The sequence below is a fragment of the Ruegeria sp. D7 genome (assembly GCF_056534355.1).
In genome coordinates this window covers 1-19046 of sequence record NZ_JBQFPG010000012.1, presented here as the reverse complement: position 1 = coordinate 19046, position 19046 = coordinate 1, and the positions used below count along the sequence as shown (strand labels likewise).

Below are 19046 nucleotides of genomic sequence, written 5' to 3'. Positions count from 1 at the left end.
AAAGGAAAGACCATGTCTTTTGCTACAAAGTACCGCCGCGTTGGCCTGATTGTTCCCAGCTCCAACGTCACCATGGAAACGGAAATTCCCGCGCTTTTGAAAGCGCGGGAGACGATCCTGCCCGATCGTTTCGCGTTTCATTCGTCCCGCATGCGGATGAAAAGTGTGGTGAAGGAAGAGCTTGAAGCTATGGACGCCGACAGCCAGCGTTGCGCGGTCGAGTTGTCCGACGCAGCAGTCGAAGTGCAGGCCTATGCGTGTCTGGTTGCGATTATGTCCATGGGGTTGGGCTATCACCGAAAATCTGAAGTCAAACTCAATCAAGCGACGGTCGACAATGGATGCCCAACTCCTGTCCTGAACTCTGCGGGCGCGCTCATCGATGGAATGAAGGATCTCGGGATCAAAAAGGTCTCGATCATCTGCCCGTATATGAAGCCGCTCACGAAAATGGTTGTGGATTATATCGAGAACGAGGGTATCGAAGTGCAGGACTTCCTTGCACTGGAAATTCCGGACAACCTCAAAGTCGCGTCACAAGACCCAACAGCTCCTGCCGAGCTTTGGCGCAAGCTTGATACGCGCGGTGTCGATGCCATTGTTGCATCTGCCTGTGTCCAAATGCCGTCGCTCCCATCAGTCGAAATGATTGAACGTGCGTCCGGACTTCCAACTCTGTCAGCCGCCGTTGCAACGACGCGCCAAATATTACGTCGTCTGGATTTGACTGAGGTTGCACCGGGCGGCGGTGCACTGCTGTCAAACGGCATGACAGCGTCCTTGCAAGAAGTGGCCTGATTATTTTCTGCGCTGCTCTCCCGTGGGGCAGCGTATTTCCAAGCGAGACCAAATCGTGAACCGTGAACCGAAAACTGAAGCTTTAGAAGTGTCGCATCAGGTATCCATCTATCCGATTACTCAAGCGACAACAGCAACGTTTACGGAACTCTATTTTCGGCTGACTTTCCTGTTCTTTATTCAACGCGGCAGCAAATACGTTCTGCACCCGACCCAAGGCGAAATGCTTGGCGAAGAAGGGGATTTGATGATCTTTCCACCGGGCGCCATGGTCACCATGGAAAACCGGCCGGTCATGAATGAAACCTACCGTGCTTTGGGAGTTTGCTTTTCCCATGACCAGGTGAAGGGCGTTTTCTCTGATATGTCAAGAACGCGAGCTGAAAAGGGCGTCCAAATTGTTAGAGCTTCAGAGCACAACCCGTCTGATATCCTCAGCTTGATCACCGATACGCTGAACAACGCTTCACTTCCGGAAATGATCAAACAGCATCGACTATTAGAGCCTTTACTCTGGCTTCGCGCACAGGGTTTCAATCTGCCGACGCAAGTTGAAGACGATCCAATCAGTCAAGTCCGCCGCTTGATCGAAACAGACATTAGCCATCCATGGATGGCCGGGGAAGTCGCCGACCATTTCGCGATGAGCGAAGCCACCATGCGACGATGGCTGTCAAAAACAGGTCAGGGGTTTGCAAAGATTCTATTGCACACGCGATTGGAACGAGGGTTGAGCTTGCTGCAAACCACAGACAGCCAAATCTCCGCAATCGCAATGGATTGCGGTTTTAAAACGCCATCTCATTTTTCGGACGCTTTCCAAAATAGGTTCGGAATTAGGCCAAAAGACATCCGCTCCGCGAAAGGTTGATCGAATTTCGACATTATTTGCGTGGCTGTCAGAGGCGGCACTTGTGCGTCGTGTCTAAGTTAGCTCCATCGACAACACGAAAGTTCAGGAAAGGAACTGAACAATGCTACGCACATCTCTTCTTGCGCCCATGCTGGTCGCAAGTGGTCTGGCGTCCCCTGTTGTGGCGGACACCTTCAAACTGACCAGCCCCCATATTGCAGAAGGCACCCAGCTTGACGCAGCCCAGGTTTTTCAAGGCTTTGGCTGTGAAGGCGGCAACATTGCTCCGACGTTGGCTTGGTCTGGTGCACCCGAGGGTACCGAAAGCTACGCGGTCACTGTCTACGACCCAGATGCGCCAACTGGTTCTGGCTGGTGGCACTGGTTCGCTTTCAACATCCCGGCAAATGTAAGTGAATTGCCCAGCGGCGCGGCGGTCCCGACAGGTGTAGTGGAACTGACCAACGATTATGGCGCGGAAGGCTTCGGCGGCGCATGCCCACCGCCGGGTGAGGTGCACCGCTACAACTTCACGGTTCATGCTCTCGGCACGACACTGGAGCTGGACGACTCCGTCAGCAATGCACTGGCCGGGTTCATGGTGAACGCCAACAGTCTGGCTTCCTCAACCATAACAGCCGTCTACAATCGTTAATTTCTTGCGCCTCGGGGTGGCCCCGTGGCGTAACGATTCCTCACGGAGAATACCGATGAAAATCACGATCGACAGCTTTGCCAACGGCTCACCGATCCCAGCCAAGTTCGCGTTTGGACAGATCCCTGCCGAAGGTCGCTTTGCCTTGTCCGGCAATGTAAACCCGTCAATCGCATGGAGCGACGCACCCGAAGGTACAAAATCTTTCGCTCTCATTTGCCATGACCCGGATGTTCCATCCTCCGGAGACGATGTTAATCAAGAGGGTAGAAGGGTTCCAGCCGATCTGCCACGTGTTGATTTTTACCACTGGGTTGTTGTGAACATTCCAGCGAATGTATCCGAGATTCTAGAGGGCGCAGACAGTCTTGGTGTGACGGCCAAAGGCAAAACCGCCGGCCAGCGTTCCTACGGCAAAACGGGGATCAACAGCTACACAGACTGGTTTGCTGGCGATGGTGAAATGGGCGGGAATTACGGCGGTTATGACGGCCCGTGCCCACCTTGGAACGACAGCATCATCCACCACTACTATTTTACTGTTTACGCATTGGACATCGACCAGCTGGATTTGCACGGACCCTTTACCGGGGCAGACGCGTTGGCTGCCATGAAAGGTCGCGTTCTGGGGCAAGCCTCCCATATCGGGACCTACAGCATGAACCCCGACGTAGTTGCCTTAGCAGTCTAATTGCCGGGAGCCTCTTGAAACGGAGGCTCCCGCTCGACAAGGGACAACCCATGTTTTACGAACCGCGAAACGGCCACGGTCTGCCACACAATCCCTTCAACGCGCTCATCACACCACGCCCGATCGGCTGGATTTCCACCCGCGGGACGGATGGGTCGGAAAATCTCGCGCCGTATTCGTTCTTCAACGGTGTCTCTTACTCCCCTCCGCAGGTCATGTTTGCATCAACGTCCAGCAAAGAGGATCGCCAACGCGGTAAAGACTCTATCGGCAACGTGATCGATACCGAGGTGTTCTGTGTCAACGTAGTTGGGCACGAAATGCGCGACGCGATGAACAAGACCTCTTTGTTGGCGAGCCGCGATGTCGATGAATTTGAACTCGCCGGGCTCGAACGCACTGAATGCGAAACGATCCCTTGTTCACGTGTGGCCCACGCCCCTGCGAGTATGGAGTGTAAACTGACCAAGGTTGTAGACCTGCCTGGCAGCTCCAATATCGTAGCCTTTGGTGAAGTCACAGGCATTCACCTCAACGAGAAATATCTGATCAATGGCATCTTCGATGTTACCAAGTTCCAACCCTTGGCACGTTTGGGCTATCAGGACTATGCGCGTGTGACAGAGCTGTTCAGCCTCAAGCGGCCAAGCGCTTAAGTCTCTTCAAAGGGCAGAGGAATTGAGTTTTTCTCTGGCTACGCCAGTCAGACAGATACAAAACTCCCAGTGTGGCAAATTGCCTTAAGTCGGCCATCAGTAGCTTTGTTGCGCTTAGAAAGTTTTTTGACCAATGGCCTTGCCACACTGCAGCGAACGGCAGCTATGCATATTGCGACCGCAGCATATGGAGAGGGTGCCCAAGGTCTGCTAAGGGCCGTAATTATCTGATCCCATTGCCGTATTACCTTCAATGGAAGTCTGGTTTCCTATAAATATTCAACAAGTTCATCATCAATAGCCTCTGACAATTCAAACGTAGACAATACGATAGTAAGATCAGGACCGTTCTTAGCAGAAAGCGATCAACTTGGCTCGGCTCAAACTCGAACATCTACAAACATTTCTTTCTGTTGTGCGCTTCGGCAGTGTCAGCAAGGCAGCCGAAGTACTTAACCTGACGCAGCCTGCCGTGACTACTCGCATCAAGTCCTTGGAAGATGGTTTGGGAACGTCGTTGTTCAAACGTGAAAGCGCTGGCATGCGCCTCACCAAGCGTGGCGATATGCTTGTCCACTATGCCGAGCAATTTCAGCACCTTTCAGATCTGGTCGAAGAGCACGTTGTGGATACGAGCGCCGTTGACAGGTTGATCCGCCTGGGCGTGTCCGAGACTATCGCTCAAAGTTGGCTGCCCGAATTTGTCGGCGCATTGCGAGCAAAGTACCCGTCTCTCAAGATCGAGATCAGCGTCGACATTTCATTGAACCTCCGGGATCAGTTGCTGGGGCGTGAAATCGATCTGGGTATTCTGCTTGGGCCGGTCTCAGATTACACGGTCGACAACGTGGTGCTTCCGGATGTACCACTGGCCTGGTTTCAGGCAGCAGGCGGAACTCTAGGGCAAAACGTCGATCTGGCTGGCATCCCAATCGCGACCTACGCCAAGAACACCCGGCCGTACCGGGAACTGAGGGCCGCACTTTTCGAACGATTCGGTTCCGAAATCTCCCTGTTCCCGTCCTCTTCTTTGTCTTCTTGTTTTCGGATGGTCGAGGCCGGGCTATGTGTTGGCGCGCTGCCGATCTCGCTAGCGAAGAAGCTGGTGCAAGAGGGAAAGCTGGTCGAATTCGACCCGGGCTGGGTTCCCGAACCTCTTCAATTTTCTGCCTCTTACCTGGGTGATCCGCGCAATCATCTGCTTGAGGCCGCAGCGGTCATCGCCCGAGATGTAGCGCTTCAACAGGTATAAAAATATATTATGTAGAAGGCAAAAATAATACAATTTGATTTTATGCCCTAGTCGCACGAACGTATTCCAAACTAGGGAGGGTCGTAATGAGCGATCTGTTTGAGCCGTTGAAATCTGCGACAACAGCGTCTGTGCGCGCGCAGATCAGGTCACGGGCCTATCGCGGTCACACAGCCGGATTGGGCGGGAATACCCTGCAGGCCAATCTGGCGATTTTGCCCGAACATTACGCGTTGGATTTCATGCGCTACTGCCAGCGAAATCCAAAACCCTGCCCGATTGTCGGCGTTTCCGATACGGGCAATCCAAACATGGACACCTTGGGAGTTGATATTGATATCCGCACCGATACTCCGGCTTACTACGTATATCGCGACGGCATCCACGTCGACACGGTTCATGATCTCAAGCAACTGTGGCGCGATGATTTTGTGGCGTTCGCTTTGGGGTGCTCATTCACTTTCGAACATGCATTGCAACAGGCCGGCGTACCGCTCTGGCACATCGAAAACGACCGCACAGTGCCGATGTTCGTGACCAATATCCAAACGATCAAATCTGGTCCTTTCGAGGGGCCAATGGTTGTCAGTATGCGGGCGATCCCTGATGCCAGGGTAGACGAAGTTGTCGATATCTCACGCAAATTTCCTCTGGCGCACGGAGCGCCGGTGCATTGGGGCGAGCCAGAGAAAATTGGTATCGCCGATATAAATAGCCCGGACTGGGGCGATCCGGCTCCGGTCTCAGACGGCACCACGCCAATGTTCTGGGCTTGTGGCGTCACACCACAGGCTGCGATCAAGAATGCCAAACCTTCAATCGCGATCACGCACAAGCCGGGGCACATGCTGATCACCGACATCGCGGATGACGCTGAAACACCCATCTATCAATCAAAATAATACAACAGGAGAGAAACCAGATGAAGAAACTCGCAACAACTCTCGGCGCGCTCGCTGTCTCAGCAACCGCAGCGTTTGCCGACAATCCCGTGGTTTTGAACGCAGTAGGAACGTGGTCCAGCCTGACCAACTACCAAAAACACGAAGAGCCATTCTTTAACCAACGGCTCAACGAGGCATCGGGCGGCGAAATAGTCGGAAAAATCCAGTCGCAATCCGGTTTGGGGCTAAAGGGCTTCGAGATCATGCGCATGGTCAAGAACGGTGTCTTCGACTTTGCCTTTGGCTTGCCCGGCTACGTCGCCGCCGAAAATGCGATTTTCGAAGGCGCTGATCTGTCCACTTTGACACAGGACATCGACACGCAGCGTAAGGTGGCCGACGCCTATTTCGACACGTTGTCCTCGGCGTTCGAAGAGATCTACAACGCCAAGCTGCTTATGCTGTACCCGTTCCCAAGCCAAACCCTTTGGTGCAACGCTGAAGTGAACGGAATTTCCGATCTGGAAGGCAAAAAGATCCGCGTCTACTCGACGACTTTGGGTGATTTTGTAGAAGGTGTCGGGGGCACATCCGTAACTGTCGCCTTCTCCGAGGTTATTCCGGCGCTGGAAAAAGGTGTCGTAGACTGCGCGATCACCGGCACCATGTCAGCCTATACGGCCAAGTGGAACCAGGTGGCCACTCATGCCTATACCTTGCGTGTTGGCTGGGGTCTGGCATTCGGAGCCATGAACCTGGACAAATGGAACAGCCTGACGCCAGAACAACAGGCACTCTTGGAAACCGAACTCGCGGTTCTGACGGACTCCATGTGGGCAGAGACGGCAACCGAAGATGATATTGCGATTTCCTGCATCACCGGCGGCACATGTGAAATCGGTGAAGCCGGATCCATGACGCTCGTCGAACCCACGGCAGACGATTTGACCGCACGGGACAAGATCGCGACCGATGTCGTGCTGGCCCGTTGGGCGGAACGCTGCGGCGCCGATTGTGCTGCAAACTGGAATGAAACCGTTGGCCCGATCCTTGGCCTGAAAGCCGAAGCCAAGTAATCCGGCCGATTCAGTGGGGCGGTCAAACTCCCGCCGCCCCACCACAAAACATCAGGTAATCAAAATGTTAGACAAGCTCTTAGGCGGCGCGCGAAGGCTGAGCCTTTGGATGACGTGGCTGGGTGGTACACTGATCGTGTTTTCGGCCTTCCTCATCACTCTCGAAGTCTTTCTACGCAAAGTTTTCAACATCTCGCTGGGCGGGGCGGACGAAATCTCGGGCTATGCCTTCGGTGTGGCAACCGCGTTGGCGATGTCTTTTGCGCTGTTTGAACGCGCGCATATCCGGGTTGACGCCCTGCTCGGAGCAATTCCCAAGGTGCTGCACCCAATTATCAACCTGTTTGGCCTCGTGCTTTTGACAGGATTTGCCTTGGTCATCGTTGTGATGGTGTGGGGTATGGTGGCCGACACGCTGGCTAACGGTTCCCGGTCGATTACTCCGATGCGCGTACCGTTGGCCATTCCCCAGATACCGTGGCTCTTGGGTTGGATGTTCTTTGTAGGCTCGGGCGTTCTGATCGCTCTGGCCGCGATCAGACAATACTTACGAGGCGATCTGGCCGGAGTGCAGGACCTGATCGGCGTGAAATCCCTGGACGAACAAATAGAAGACGAGACGGTATAGACCGATGCTGATCAAGACACTCCTGATCCTACTTGCCCTCATCGGTTTGGCCGTTCCTATTGCCGCCTCGTTGGGTTGGCTGGGCCTGATCCTGCAATGGACCGACAGCCCGATGCCGTTGCACCGCGCAATATCGGATATGGCATGGCAGACCAGCACGGACTTTCTGCTGGTGGCAATCCCGATGTTCGTAATGATGGGAGAGATCCTTTTGCGTGCTGGCATCACCGAAAGGATGTACGACGGTATTGTCAAATGGCTTGGATGGTTGCCGGGTGGGTTGATGCATTCCAATATCGGATCCTCGGCCCTGTTCGCGGCCACGTCTGGGTCATCCGTAGCCACAGCCGCAACCATCGGAACGGTGGCTGTGCCGCAGATCAAAAAACGGGGTTACAACGAGCGGCTGTTTCTCGGCACCGTGGCTGCCGGAGGAACGCTCGGCATTCTCATCCCGCCTTCGATCAACCTGATCCTATATGGTTTGTTGACCAATACTTCGGTGCCGGAACTGTATCTGGCGGGCTTTCTGCCTGGATTTCTGCTGGCACTGTTGTTCATGGCAACCGTCGTTGTGGCATGCATGATCAGGCCGGAATGGGGCGGGGACCAATTACGCCACAGCTGGGCAGAGCGGCTTGCTGCGCTTCCTGCACTGATCCCCCCTCTTGGCATCTTCATGGTGGTCGTCGGCTCGATTTACGCAGGTCTGGCTACGCCTACCGAAGCCGCAGCATTGGGCGTTGTTGCCTCGATGGCGCTTGCGGCGTTCAACGGCAAGATGTCGATGGAAACCATGCGTCACGCAATCGAAGGCACAATGCGCACGACCGCCATGATCATGCTGATCATTATAGCTGCGGTGTTCCTGAACTTTGTCCTTTCAATAATCGGCCTGACCCAGGCTTTGACCGATTTTGTCACAGGGCTGGGCTGGAGCCCAACGCAAACCATGTTGATGATCGTCGCGGTGCTGATCCTGATCGGCTGCTTCATGGAGACGTTGTCCATGCTGTTGACCATGGCGCCGCTGGTTACCCCGATCGTTGTGGCGCTGGGTTTTGATCCGGTGTGGTTTGGCATCTTGTTGATGGTACTTCTGGAAACCGCTCTGATCACACCGCCGATAGGGATCAACCTTTATGTGGTGCAAGGGATCAGGAAAGCAGGACCGATGATGGATGTGATCCGCGGCGCATTGCCATTTGTTGTTACCATGTTCGTCATGCTCGGGCTTCTTTTGGTTTTTCCGAAGCTCGCAACCTGGTTGCCTTCCTTGGTGTACTAAACCGCCGAGGCTTCCTTCCCCCTTCATGAAATTCAATGCCGGTTTGGCCGGCAAGCAGAGGAGTTATGTCCATGTGGCAGTTTTGGGTAGATCGGGGTGGCACGTTCACCGACATCGTTGCACGCAAGCCGGATGGAAGTTTGCAGACACATAAGTTGCTGTCCGAGAATCCTGAACGCTATGCCGACGCCGCTGTACAAGGTGTTCGTGAATTGCTGGGTCTGGAAAGCGATCAGGACATCCCAAAAGGGTCAATTCGTGCGGTAAAGATGGGAACCACGGTCGCGACCAACGCGCTGCTGGAACGGAAAGGCGAACGAACCATTCTGTTCATAACGAAGGGGCTGCGCGATCTTTTGCGGATCGGGTATCAGAACCGTCCGCGCCTGTTCGACCTGAACATCCAGCTGCCCGAGCTTCTGTACGAAGACGTAGTCGAAGTCGAGGAACGTGTCGCGGCAGATGGCGAGGTCGTGACACAGCTGGATATCGACAAAACGAAAACCGCGTTGGAAAAGGCCTATTCGGACGGGTACCGATCCGTCGCTGTCGCGTTGATGCACAGCTTTCAGTATCCCGCTCATGAAAAACTGATTGGTGAGCTGGCGCGTGCCGTTGGGTTTCCACAAATCTCGCTTAGCCACGAGGTGAGCCCGCTGATCAAACTGGTGGGCCGCGGAGACACCGCAGTGGTTGATGCCTATTTGTCACCCATTCTTCGTCGATACGTAGAGCAGGTAGCGACAGCTCTGGGCGCCGATGAAGGCGGGTGCGATCAATTGATGTTCATGCAGTCTAACGGCGGCTTGACCGACGCCGATCTTTTCCAGGGTCGTGATGCCATCTTGTCCGGGCCGGCGGGCGGTGTCGTCGGAATGGTACGCACCGCTGCCGATCACGGCTTTGACAAACTGATTGGTTTCGACATGGGCGGCACGTCTACGGACGTGTGTCACTATGCCGGTGAATATGAACGATTCTTTGAAACCGAGGTTGCCGGCGTCCGGATGCGTGCGCCGATGATGTCGATCCATACGGTCGCCGCAGGTGGCGGATCTATCCTGTCCTTTCGTGATGGCAGGATGCAGGTCGGGCCGGAAAGTGCTGGCGCCAACCCCGGACCTGCTGCCTATAGACGCGGTGGCCCGCTAACCGTCACCGACTGCAATGTTTTGCTTGGCAAACTGCAGCCCAATCATTTTCCGTCGGTTTTCGGCCATGAAGGCAACGAACCGTTGGATAAGGAAATTGTGCGCAGAAAATTTGAAGCGCTGGCGGCTGAAATGGGTACGGATAAGTCGATTGAAGAACTTGCCCAAGGGTTCTTGCGCATCGCTGTTGAGAACATGGCAAATGCGATCAAGAAAATCAGTGTGCAACGCGGTTACGACGTTACCAAATATACCATGAATTGCTTTGGCGGTGCCGGGGGACAGCACGCCTGCCTGGTCGCCGACGCGTTGGGGATGGAACGGATTTTCATCCACCCGTATGCGGGCGTTTTGTCAGCCTTTGGTATGGGTTTGGCGGACATCACAGCGATCCGGGAACATCAGTTCCAGTCCTCTATTCTGGATCCAGAGGCACAGAATATCTGCGATGCTCTGGCGAAGTCCGCCAGGGCCGAGGTTGCGGCGCAGGGCGTGGCAGAGGTAGATATCTCGATCTCAGCAACTGCCCATATCCGTCCCGCGGACGCTCAGCAAAGTCTGTCGGTGCCATTTTCCGACCCGATTTCGATGCGCGACGCATTTGTCGTGTCGCACAAGCAGCGCTTTGGATTCGCGCCGGATACCAGCGATCTGATCATCGAAATGCTGGTGACAGAGGCTATTGGAAAGACGGGTGAGCAGGTCACTTTGCCCGATAGTGACGCAACCAACGCCGCTCGGATTCCGGTGACGCTTTATTGCAGCGGGCACCACCAACAGGTTCCCCTTGTTGATCGGACGCAGCTTGGCATTGGTCAATCGATCAAAGGCCCGGCGATCTTGACCGAACCAACTGGAACAAATGTCGTCGAAGACGGTTGGACCGCCACCTGTCTGAGCGGTGGCAACCTGGTCCTGACGCGTGAAACACCGCTGCAGCGGGTTGAAGCAGTCGGCACAAATGTCGATCCGGTTATGCTGGAAGTGTTTAACAACCTTTTCATGTCTATAGCCGAACAGATGGGGGCAACGCTCGCGAATACGGCGTATTCAGTGAATATCAAAGAACGGTACGACTTTTCCTGCGCGATATTTGACCAAAACGGTGATCTGGTTGCCAACGCACCGCATGTGCCCGTGCACTTGGGCTCGATGTCGGAAAGTGTTCGTACGATCCTACGTCAAAACAAGGGCAAAATCCGTCCAGGTGACGTGTTTATGATGAACAACCCCTATAATGGCGGCACCCACCTTCCCGATGTTACCGTCGTCACCCCAGTTTTTGACGAAGCAGGTGAGAAAATCGTGTTCACCGTCGCCTCGCGCGGCCATCACGCTGACATCGGAGGTAAGACCCCTGGCTCGGCTCCGCCCGACAGTCGCCACATTGAAGAAGAAGGCGTGTTGATCGACAATTTCTTGTTGGTCGATCAGGGTAAATTACGAGACGGCGCGGCGCGCGACCTGTTGGGTTCAGGGCGTTACCCGTGTCGCAATGTCGATCAGAACATGGCGGATCTTGCGGCACAGATTGCAGCGAACGAGACCGGCGCAGCCGAACTGCGCAAAATATCGGCGCAGTTTGGTTTGCCAACAGTCCACGCCTATATGGGGCACGTTCAGCACAACGCTGAGGAAAGCGTGCGACAGGTTCTCGACGTCCTGCGAGATTGCAGTTTTTCCTACCCATTGGACGGAGGGGCAAAAATCGAAGTGGCAATTTCGGTAGACAGGGAATCCCGAACCGCCACTATCGATTTTTCGGGCACATCCGATCAATCGCCCCTCAACTACAATGCACCGCTGGCAATTTGCCGTGCCGTTGTCTTGTACGTGTTCCGAACGTTGGTCGGCAGCGACATTCCGATGAACGAAGGCTGTATGAAACCTTTGAAACTGATTGTTCCGGCTGGCACGATGATCAATCCCAACGCACCCGCGGCAGTCATTTCCGGCAATACAGAAGTCTCGCAAGCCATTGCGGACACCCTTTATGGCGCGCTTGGGGTTATTGCCGGCAGCCAGGGCACGATGAACAACTTTGTCTACGGTAATGCCTCCTATCAAAACTACGAAACCATCTGCGGCGGGACCGGAGCCGGCAAGGGCTTTAACGGTACGAGCGCGGTACACAGCCATATGACAAACACCCGCATGACGGACCCGGAGGTTCTGGAAAGCCGGTTCCCGGTACGGTTGGAGGAGTTTTCGATCCGCTCTGGTTCAGGCGGGAACGGTGAGTTTCAAGGTGGCGACGGTATCCGCAGGCGGTTGCGGTTCTTAGAAGAAACAACCGTGACCATCCTTTCGTCCCACCGGGATACCCATCCACACGGTGCTTCAGGCGGCGCCCCCGGCGCGACGGGACAGAACGCAATTGTCCGTAGCGACGGAGCCGTACAAAAGCTCTGTGGCAACGACCAGTCAGTTCTTCATTCGGGAGACGAGTTTGTAATGGAAACACCCGGCGGCGGTGGGTTCGGTCAACCAAACAAACCGGTTTAAGTTGGGGATATACGACGAAAGAAGGGTTTTCGTAATACAAAGGTGCCTTTGACTTGCTCAGGATATTGTGAAAACGCTTTCTTTTGCTACGGAAAAAACAGCTGAGGCCAGCTTCGCTCTGCGGTGTTGGCCTACTGTTGATCAGCTATCTCTTGTGTCGTGAACGGTCGCATTGGGATCTGTTTAGCAACATCGAACTGGTGGATGGAATGCAGCTGTGGGCCACCCGTCGTAGTGCAACTCGATTAGTTCCAGCTGATGCAGCGCTGCATCCGAGGACTGAAAGGAGTCTGAAGGAGAAGAACTAAGTTTGTGCTACGGGCGTACGAAGAAACTACCTTGCTGATCTTGCACCCTTCTAAGCGCTGCGCGGCAGCGTGAAAACCGGCCATTCGTTCAGGACACAACGAGATTAGAGCGGGCAACTTACGGGTCGCGGACGAAACTGTCCTATCTTGGAGCAACGGTTACTCACTGATTATTTCAGAAGACGGACCATCCGGTTTCTTGAGTCAAATAGGCGGCTGCCCGTGTACCAGCATTTGAATTGCCGTAGAAATTCAATCCCGGTGACCAAATGCCGATGGAAGCAACGTTGGGTGCAATAATGAGAATTCCGCCACCTACGCCACTTTTCCCTGGCAATCCAACGCGAAATGCAAAGTCGCCGGAACCATCGTAGTGACCGCAGGTCATCATCAACGCGTTGACACGTCGCGCGTGATTTAGGGACATCACTCTTGGCGATCCCTTCAAACCGGCAAGAACGCGACCGGCTCGTGCAAGTTGGATGGTTGTCATTTCAATTGCGCATTGATGGAAGTACGTTCCAAGGACCAAATCGGGCGGGTTAAAAAGGTTCTCATAAGACGCCAGATAATGAGCGAGTGCCTTGTTTCTGGCCCCAGTCTCTTGCTCGGATCTGGCCACGGCGCCGTTGATATGAATGTCATCATCCTCGGCCATTGCGCGCACGAGATTCAAGACTTCGGCCAAAGCCAGTTTGGGCTCACGGCCAGACAGGAGGGCGTCTGTGGTAACAATAGCGCCTGCATTCACAAACGGGTTTCTGGGGTGGCCTTTGTCGCTCTCCAAAAGAACGATCGAGTCGAAAGCAGTACCTGAGGGTTCGCGATCGACCCGTGCCCACAATTGGTCGCCGATCCTTCCCAAGGTTGCAATAAGTGCAAAGACTTTAGAGATGCTTTGTATCGTGAACCGTTGATTGGCCAGCCCCGCAGAATACGTCGCCCCGTCTGCCAAGCAGACACTGATAGCAAATTGGGCGGGTTCAATTTCAGCAAGATCCGGAATGTACTGCGCAGGCTGTCCCCAATCCGCTTCGTGATAGATTCGATCTGATATGCTTGTCAGCAGCGCCTGTAAGTCGAGCATCAGCCAATCCTAATTTTAGCAGTGACGTTGTTGTTCAGCACACCGGGGCCGGCCTAGCTTACAGCTTCTCTGCACCTCCTACAAAGATCGGCAGATCGTGACGGGCCGCAAATTCAGATGTGGCATTGCGAAATGCTCGTTTGAGGACGACATACATAGACACATTTGTGTTTTCCATTGGCATCACAAATTCCATCTCAATGGTAACCCGCGGTTCGAACCTGCGTGCAACAACGCCATGCGGTGCAAATAGCGGCAGTGAAAATGGTTCCGCAATGTTGACGTTTCGTTTGTTGGCCAACAGCGCGTACCGCATTACGGATGATTGGCACCAGATTCGCTTGGATATGCTGCCAGACGCTTCGCCAATCAACCGGGTTTCGTCATCATTGGGTAAGAACATCGTTTCGCTTTCAAACCCCACATGACTATGCCCGCTGAGATCTGTATTTTTGATCACCTTCAGATTGGCTAGCTCATGGTCCTGATGCACAGCGAACACATAATCGGCCGTTGCAAAGGCTTCGGTATGGATCCCTTCAAGATGACCAACTTTGTGCGTTACGGCAAAGTCGAGCTTTTTGTCGTAGAAAGCTTCCACAGTTTCTTTGGCATCCTGATCATAAATGTCGACGAAGGCATTTGGGTAGTTCTGATGAAATGACTCTAGAACCGAGGGCAATACCGCGGCGCCGATAGTCGGTAGGCAGGCTAGGCGAACCCGATCTTCGATCCCTGCACGGATTTCAGCAGCAGCGCGTTGTAGCGATTCGGCGCTATCGTAGACACCCTCAGCGATCCTAAAAAAGGCCATACCCTGAACTGTTGGTGTTACGCCCCGGCCCACGCGAGTAAAAAGTTCGAACCCTACATTTCGCGAAAGTTCGGTGACAAGTCGACTTACACCCGATTGTGTTAACCCCATATGTTCAGCGGCGGCCGCCAATGTCCCAGTTCGCACCACGAGCAGAAACGCCTGAAGCTGCCTAAATGTCATCGTCCAACCCTCTTCGAGGAATGATCCAATATAGTGTGGCCAACAGTTCGTTGAGGATCCTTCAGGTAAAAAAACGCGATTCCCGACCAATACCGGCGAAGTTCCGATAGGCGTCAGATTACGGTGCACGCCATCGCTTCGCAAGTTGGAGGCGCTCAAATAAGCGGTGGTCGCAAAGAAACCGCTCGGCGCTCGCCGCCATTTAACATCTTAGGATAAATGCGAAAAATTTGTATTGCTGACGTAAGGTCAAGTACCTTGATGATTCAGCAGGATTCCGAAGGGAAAATGTTTGCTACCACTCCGACCACTATGAACCACAAGGCACAGCAAGGCACAAGATAAGGCCTGGCAAACTAGCGACCAAGTGAAGTCCTGCGCATTCTTTTTGCTGATGCCACTGTACATACTCGGAGCAAACATGATCTCGAACCGCGCACTTGCATTGTCCTCCGTAATCAGCATGGCGCTGCTTGCATCGCCCTCAATCGCGGATGTCCATCCTGTCACCAATGAAGAACTAGCCGACGAGCAGGTGTTTACATACCGCGTCGGTGATGAATTTGCCTCGATTGATCCGCAACTGGCGGAAGATGTCCAAGGCGGTGAATTCATTCGGGACCTTTTCGAAGGGCTGATGAACCAGGACGCAGATGGCAATCTGGTGCCTGGTGTCGCCACACATTTTGAAGCGAACGCTGACAACACCGTCTACACATTTCAATTGCGTGACAACGCCAAATGGTCGGATGGCAAACCTGTGACCGCCCATGATTTTGAGTATTCGTGGAAGCGACTTGCCGATCCGAACACGGCCTCTCCTTATTCCTGGTTCGCTAAAGAAATGGGGCTGAAGAATGTCAAAGCTGTTATGGCCGGAGATATGGATCCGTCCGAGCTTGGTGTGAAAGCCTTGGATGACCGCACACTGGAAGTTCAGCTGGAAAACAGCATGGGGCACTTTCCGCTGATGACGACGAGCGAACCGACATTTCCGTCGCCAAAATGGGCGATCGATGCGCATGGGTCCGACTGGACCAAGCCCGGGAACATCGTATCAAACGGTGCTTATGTTCTGACCGAACATGTCCCCCAAGAAAAATCCGTGCGCGAACGCAATCCGCTTTACTGGAACGACCAGAACACGATTTTGGAAAGGGTCGAGGCTCTTGTCATCAGTGACGACAACGGTGCCCTGACGCGCTATCTCGCCGGTGAGTTGGATCGCACAGAGGTGCCTACCGGGCAATACAATGCCCTAAGCAAAAAACACCCAGACGACGCAGTTAGTTTTCCGCGTCTCTGTGCCTACTATTACTTCATCAACATGACGGAAAACACGCATCCCGCACTGCTGGACCCGCGTGTTCGCGAGGCGCTTTACCTGGCCATTGACCGAGAGGTGATCACCAATGCGATCCTGCAGGGTGGCGAATTTCCGGCCTACACCTTCACGCCCGAGGCGACAGCTAACTTCGTCAGCCCAGACAGCTCGGCACGTGGAATGACGCAAGCCGAAAGAGACGCGCGCGCTTCGGCTTTGCTGGCCGAGGCTGGCTACTCTGGCGAAGAGATTGAGCTGGATCTTCTTTACAATACCAGCGAGGCGCACAAGAAGATTGCGATCATTGCGTCCCAGATGTGGAAACAGAAGCTGGGTGTCGATACCGTCCTACAAAACATGGAATGGAAAACCTTCCTCGAAGCGCGTTCGAACCAGCAGTTCGACATAGGCCGCGCCGGATGGTGCGGGCCATATAACCTGGCATCGTCCTTCCTGGACCTGATGAGCAGCACACACGCATATAACGATGCGGGCTATGCCAATGCCGAGGTTGACGCACTGCTGGAAAAAGCCAAGACCAGCCCCGATCCGTCTGCAAGTTTTACGCGTATCGAGGAAATCCTGGCCACCGACTTCCCGATCATTCCGATCTATCACTACGCAGGCGTTTACATGATGAACGACGATCTTAGGAACTGGCCCGTTGGGAATGTCGAGCAGAAATGGTACTCGCGCGTGCTCTATTTCGCGGCTGACTGACTGGGCAGCGCCGGACCGCACACCACGTCTCTGGTCCGGCACCTCATCCCGAATTCGCCCCAAACATTCCCTTTCCGCGGGAGGTCCCAATGACCGAATTCATATTCAGACGTCTGCTATCCGCGATTCCTACGCTACTTGTTCTGATCATCTTCTCCTTTCTGCTGATGCATTCCGCACCCGGCGGCCCGTTTTCTTCTGACCGACCCCTGCCGCCCGAAGTGCTGGCCAACATCGAGGCCAAGTACCATCTCGACGATCCTCTTCCGCTCCAGATCTGGAACTACGTTGTGGGTGTCGTCACCCAGTTCGATTTCGGTCCGTCCTTTCAATATAAGGATAGGACGGTAAACGAGATCATCGCTCAGGGTTTTCCGGTGACGTTGACTTATGGGTCGATCGCATTTGTGGTTGCCGTTGTGTTTGGGTCCGCCTTGGGCATCACGGCAGCGCTGAACCAGAACTCGTGGCTGGACTATTTTGCCGTGGGTGTTTCTATCGGCGCTCAGGTGCTGCCGAACTTTGTCATGGCGCCGATCCTCGTGCTGATCTTTACGCTATGGCTCGGATGGCTGCCCGGCGGTGGGTGGAACGGTGGGCAATGGCCCTACCTGGTCATGCCGGTGATCGCATTGTCGACCAGCTTCATGGCGTCGATTGCCCGGATCATGCGGTCGTCGCTGTTGGAAGTGATGCACAGCAACTTTATACGAACCGCGCGCGCCAAAGGCCTGTCGGCGCGTGCAATCCTTTTCCGGCACGCCTTGAAGCCGGCGATGCTGCCGGTGATTTCCTACCTCGGGCCGACCTTCGTGATCATGATCACCGGATCTGTTGTGATCGACCTCTATTTCACCACCGGCGGTATCGGGCAGGCCTTTGTAAACTCGGCGCTGAACCGGGACTATTCGGTGATGATGGGGATCACGATCCTGATCGGCTGCCTAACCATCCTTTTTAATCTGGTCGTGGACATCCTCTACGCCTGGATTGACCCCAAGATCAAACTATGAGGAGGCCGCACCATGTCTGACACCGCCATTGCAGCTCCTGACGGCCACGTGGAAACACCGACAAAAGGGCGATCCCTCTGGCAGGACGCGCGCCGCCGGTTCTTGCAAAACCGGGCCGCTGTGATCAGCCTATTCGTGCTGAGTTTTATATGCCTTGTTGCCGTTCTTGGCCCGTTTTTTACCGCATGGAACAACGAAGAAGTGGACTGGAGCGTCTTGGGCGACATTGCTACGTTGGGCGCGCCGTCGCTAGGAAACGGCCACTATTTCGGCGTCGATGAACTTGGCCGAGACCTCTTTGCGCGTGTCGTTCAAGGTACGCAGGTTTCACTCATGGTCGGGATCGTCGGTTCGTTGATCGCCGTCACCTTCGGGACCCTCTATGGCGCGACAGCTGGATATGTAGGCGGGCGCACCGACAACATCATGATGCGGCTAGTCGATATCCTGATGTCGATCCCTTACATGTTCGTGCTTATCCTGCTGCTGGTCGTCTTTGGCCGCTCGATGTGGCTGCTGTTCGTGGGTGTCGGATTGATTTCCTGGTTGGAAATGTCACGGATCGTACGCGGCCAGACATTGACCCTGAAATCCAAAGAATATGTCGAGGCGGCACTGGCTATCGGGGTCAAGCACCATGTGATTGTCATCCGGCATATCATCCCGAACTTGCTGGGTGTGATCGTGATCTACGCCACCCTGCTGGTGCCTCAGATGATCCTGACCGAGAGCTTTATCTCGTTCCTTGGCCTCGGAGTTCAGGAGCCCAACACAAGCTGGGGAGCGTTGATCTCGGAAGGTGCCTCGACCCTGCAATACGGCACCTACTGGCAGCTCTTCTTCCCGCTCGCTTTCTTTATTGTGACGCTCTTTTGCTTCTTCTTCATCGGTGACGGCCTGCGCGACGCGCTGGACCCCAAAGACAGGTAGGGACCATTCATGAGCTTGCTAGAAGTCAAAAACCTCTCTGTAGAATTCGACACGCCCGACGGGCCGGTACGTGCCGTGCAGGACGTCAGCTTTTCGCTCGGAGAGCAGAAGACTCTGGCCATCGTCGGAGAAAGCGGATCAGGGAAGAGCCAGACGGCGTTTTCAATCATGGGGCTGCTCGCCGGCAACGGGCGGGTGTCCGGATCGGTCAAATTCGACGGAACCGAGAT

17 protein-coding genes are annotated in these 19046 nt (G+C 54.4%); 15 read left to right on the top strand and 2 right to left on the bottom strand.

What is annotated here, in order from left to right:
• The first annotated feature begins 12 nt into the window (after positions 1-12).
• From ACRZ9U_RS15770 to ACRZ9U_RS15720, 11 genes are all read left to right on the top strand, one after another.
• Positions 13-798: a maleate cis-trans isomerase family protein gene (locus ACRZ9U_RS15770; protein ID WP_480613314.1), complete on the top strand. Its 786-nt coding sequence runs from the start codon at positions 13-15 to the stop codon at positions 796-798.
• Positions 799-853: 55 nt separating this feature from the next.
• The gene (locus tag ACRZ9U_RS15765) at positions 854-1669 is read left to right on the top strand and encodes a helix-turn-helix transcriptional regulator (protein WP_480902345.1); all 816 of its coding nucleotides are present in this window, start codon (positions 854-856) and stop codon (positions 1667-1669) included.
• Between the two features lie 103 nt (positions 1670-1772).
• Positions 1773-2306: a YbhB/YbcL family Raf kinase inhibitor-like protein gene (locus tag ACRZ9U_RS15760; RefSeq protein WP_170403862.1), complete on the top strand. Its 534-nt coding sequence runs from the start codon at positions 1773-1775 to the stop codon at positions 2304-2306.
• A 55-nt stretch (positions 2307-2361) separates the two neighbouring features.
• Positions 2362-2997, top strand: a complete 636-nt coding sequence (locus tag ACRZ9U_RS15755; RefSeq protein ID WP_170403858.1) for a YbhB/YbcL family Raf kinase inhibitor-like protein — start codon at positions 2362-2364, stop codon at positions 2995-2997.
• 50 nt (positions 2998-3047) lie between these two features.
• A complete protein-coding gene (locus ACRZ9U_RS15750) occupies positions 3048-3653 on the top strand; it encodes a flavin reductase family protein (protein ID WP_170403855.1) in 606 nt (201 codons plus the stop codon).
• Between the two features lie 370 nt (positions 3654-4023).
• Positions 4024-4905 (top strand): LysR family transcriptional regulator, encoded by an 882-nt coding sequence (locus tag ACRZ9U_RS15745; protein WP_170403851.1) that lies wholly within the window; start codon positions 4024-4026, stop codon positions 4903-4905.
• 86 nt (positions 4906-4991) lie between these two features.
• The gene (locus ACRZ9U_RS15740; protein ID WP_170736357.1) at positions 4992-5807 is read left to right on the top strand and encodes a putative hydro-lyase; all 816 of its coding nucleotides are present in this window, start codon (positions 4992-4994) and stop codon (positions 5805-5807) included.
• A 20-nt stretch (positions 5808-5827) separates the two neighbouring features.
• The gene (locus ACRZ9U_RS15735; protein ID WP_170403844.1) at positions 5828-6865 is read left to right on the top strand and encodes a TRAP transporter substrate-binding protein; all 1038 of its coding nucleotides are present in this window, start codon (positions 5828-5830) and stop codon (positions 6863-6865) included.
• A gap of 64 nt (positions 6866-6929) precedes the next feature.
• Entirely contained in the window at positions 6930-7493 is a 564-nt protein-coding gene (locus tag ACRZ9U_RS15730) for a TRAP transporter small permease subunit (RefSeq protein WP_480439428.1), read from the top strand.
• Positions 7494-7497: 4 nt separating this feature from the next.
• Positions 7498-8781: a TRAP transporter large permease gene (locus tag ACRZ9U_RS15725; protein ID WP_170403842.1), complete on the top strand. Its 1284-nt coding sequence runs from the start codon at positions 7498-7500 to the stop codon at positions 8779-8781.
• Positions 8782-8852: 71 nt separating this feature from the next.
• A complete protein-coding gene (locus ACRZ9U_RS15720; protein WP_170403839.1) occupies positions 8853-12437 on the top strand; it encodes a hydantoinase B/oxoprolinase family protein in 3585 nt (1194 codons plus the stop codon).
• Positions 12438-12920: 483 nt separating this feature from the next.
• On the opposite strand, the gene ACRZ9U_RS15715 is transcribed toward ACRZ9U_RS15720, so the two are convergent.
• Both ACRZ9U_RS15715 and ACRZ9U_RS15710 read right to left on the bottom strand, forming a co-directional pair.
• Positions 12921-13832, bottom strand: a complete 912-nt coding sequence (locus ACRZ9U_RS15715) for a glutaminase (protein WP_170511028.1) — start codon at positions 13830-13832, stop codon at positions 12921-12923.
• Positions 13833-13890: 58 nt separating this feature from the next.
• On the bottom strand, positions 13891-14958 hold the full coding sequence (locus tag ACRZ9U_RS15710) for a LysR family transcriptional regulator (RefSeq protein ID WP_170403831.1): 1068 nt from the start codon (positions 14956-14958) through the stop codon (positions 13891-13893).
• A 292-nt stretch (positions 14959-15250) separates the two neighbouring features.
• On the opposite strand from ACRZ9U_RS15710, the gene ACRZ9U_RS15705 reads away from it, so the two are divergent.
• From ACRZ9U_RS15705 to ACRZ9U_RS15690, 4 genes are all read left to right on the top strand, one after another.
• On the top strand, positions 15251-16873 hold the full coding sequence (locus tag ACRZ9U_RS15705) for a peptide ABC transporter substrate-binding protein (protein ID WP_170403828.1): 1623 nt from the start codon (positions 15251-15253) through the stop codon (positions 16871-16873).
• A gap of 89 nt (positions 16874-16962) precedes the next feature.
• Positions 16963-17886, top strand: coding sequence for an oligopeptide ABC transporter permease OppB (gene oppB, locus ACRZ9U_RS15700; RefSeq protein WP_170403824.1), 924 nt, complete (start codon positions 16963-16965; stop codon positions 17884-17886).
• Positions 17887-17898: 12 nt separating this feature from the next.
• Positions 17899-18816, top strand: a complete 918-nt coding sequence (locus ACRZ9U_RS15695; protein ID WP_170403821.1) for an ABC transporter permease subunit — start codon at positions 17899-17901, stop codon at positions 18814-18816.
• Between the two features lie 9 nt (positions 18817-18825).
• Positions 18826-19046: ATP-binding cassette domain-containing protein (locus tag ACRZ9U_RS15690; RefSeq protein WP_480902336.1), on the top strand; the 221-nt coding region annotated here is incomplete at its 3' end.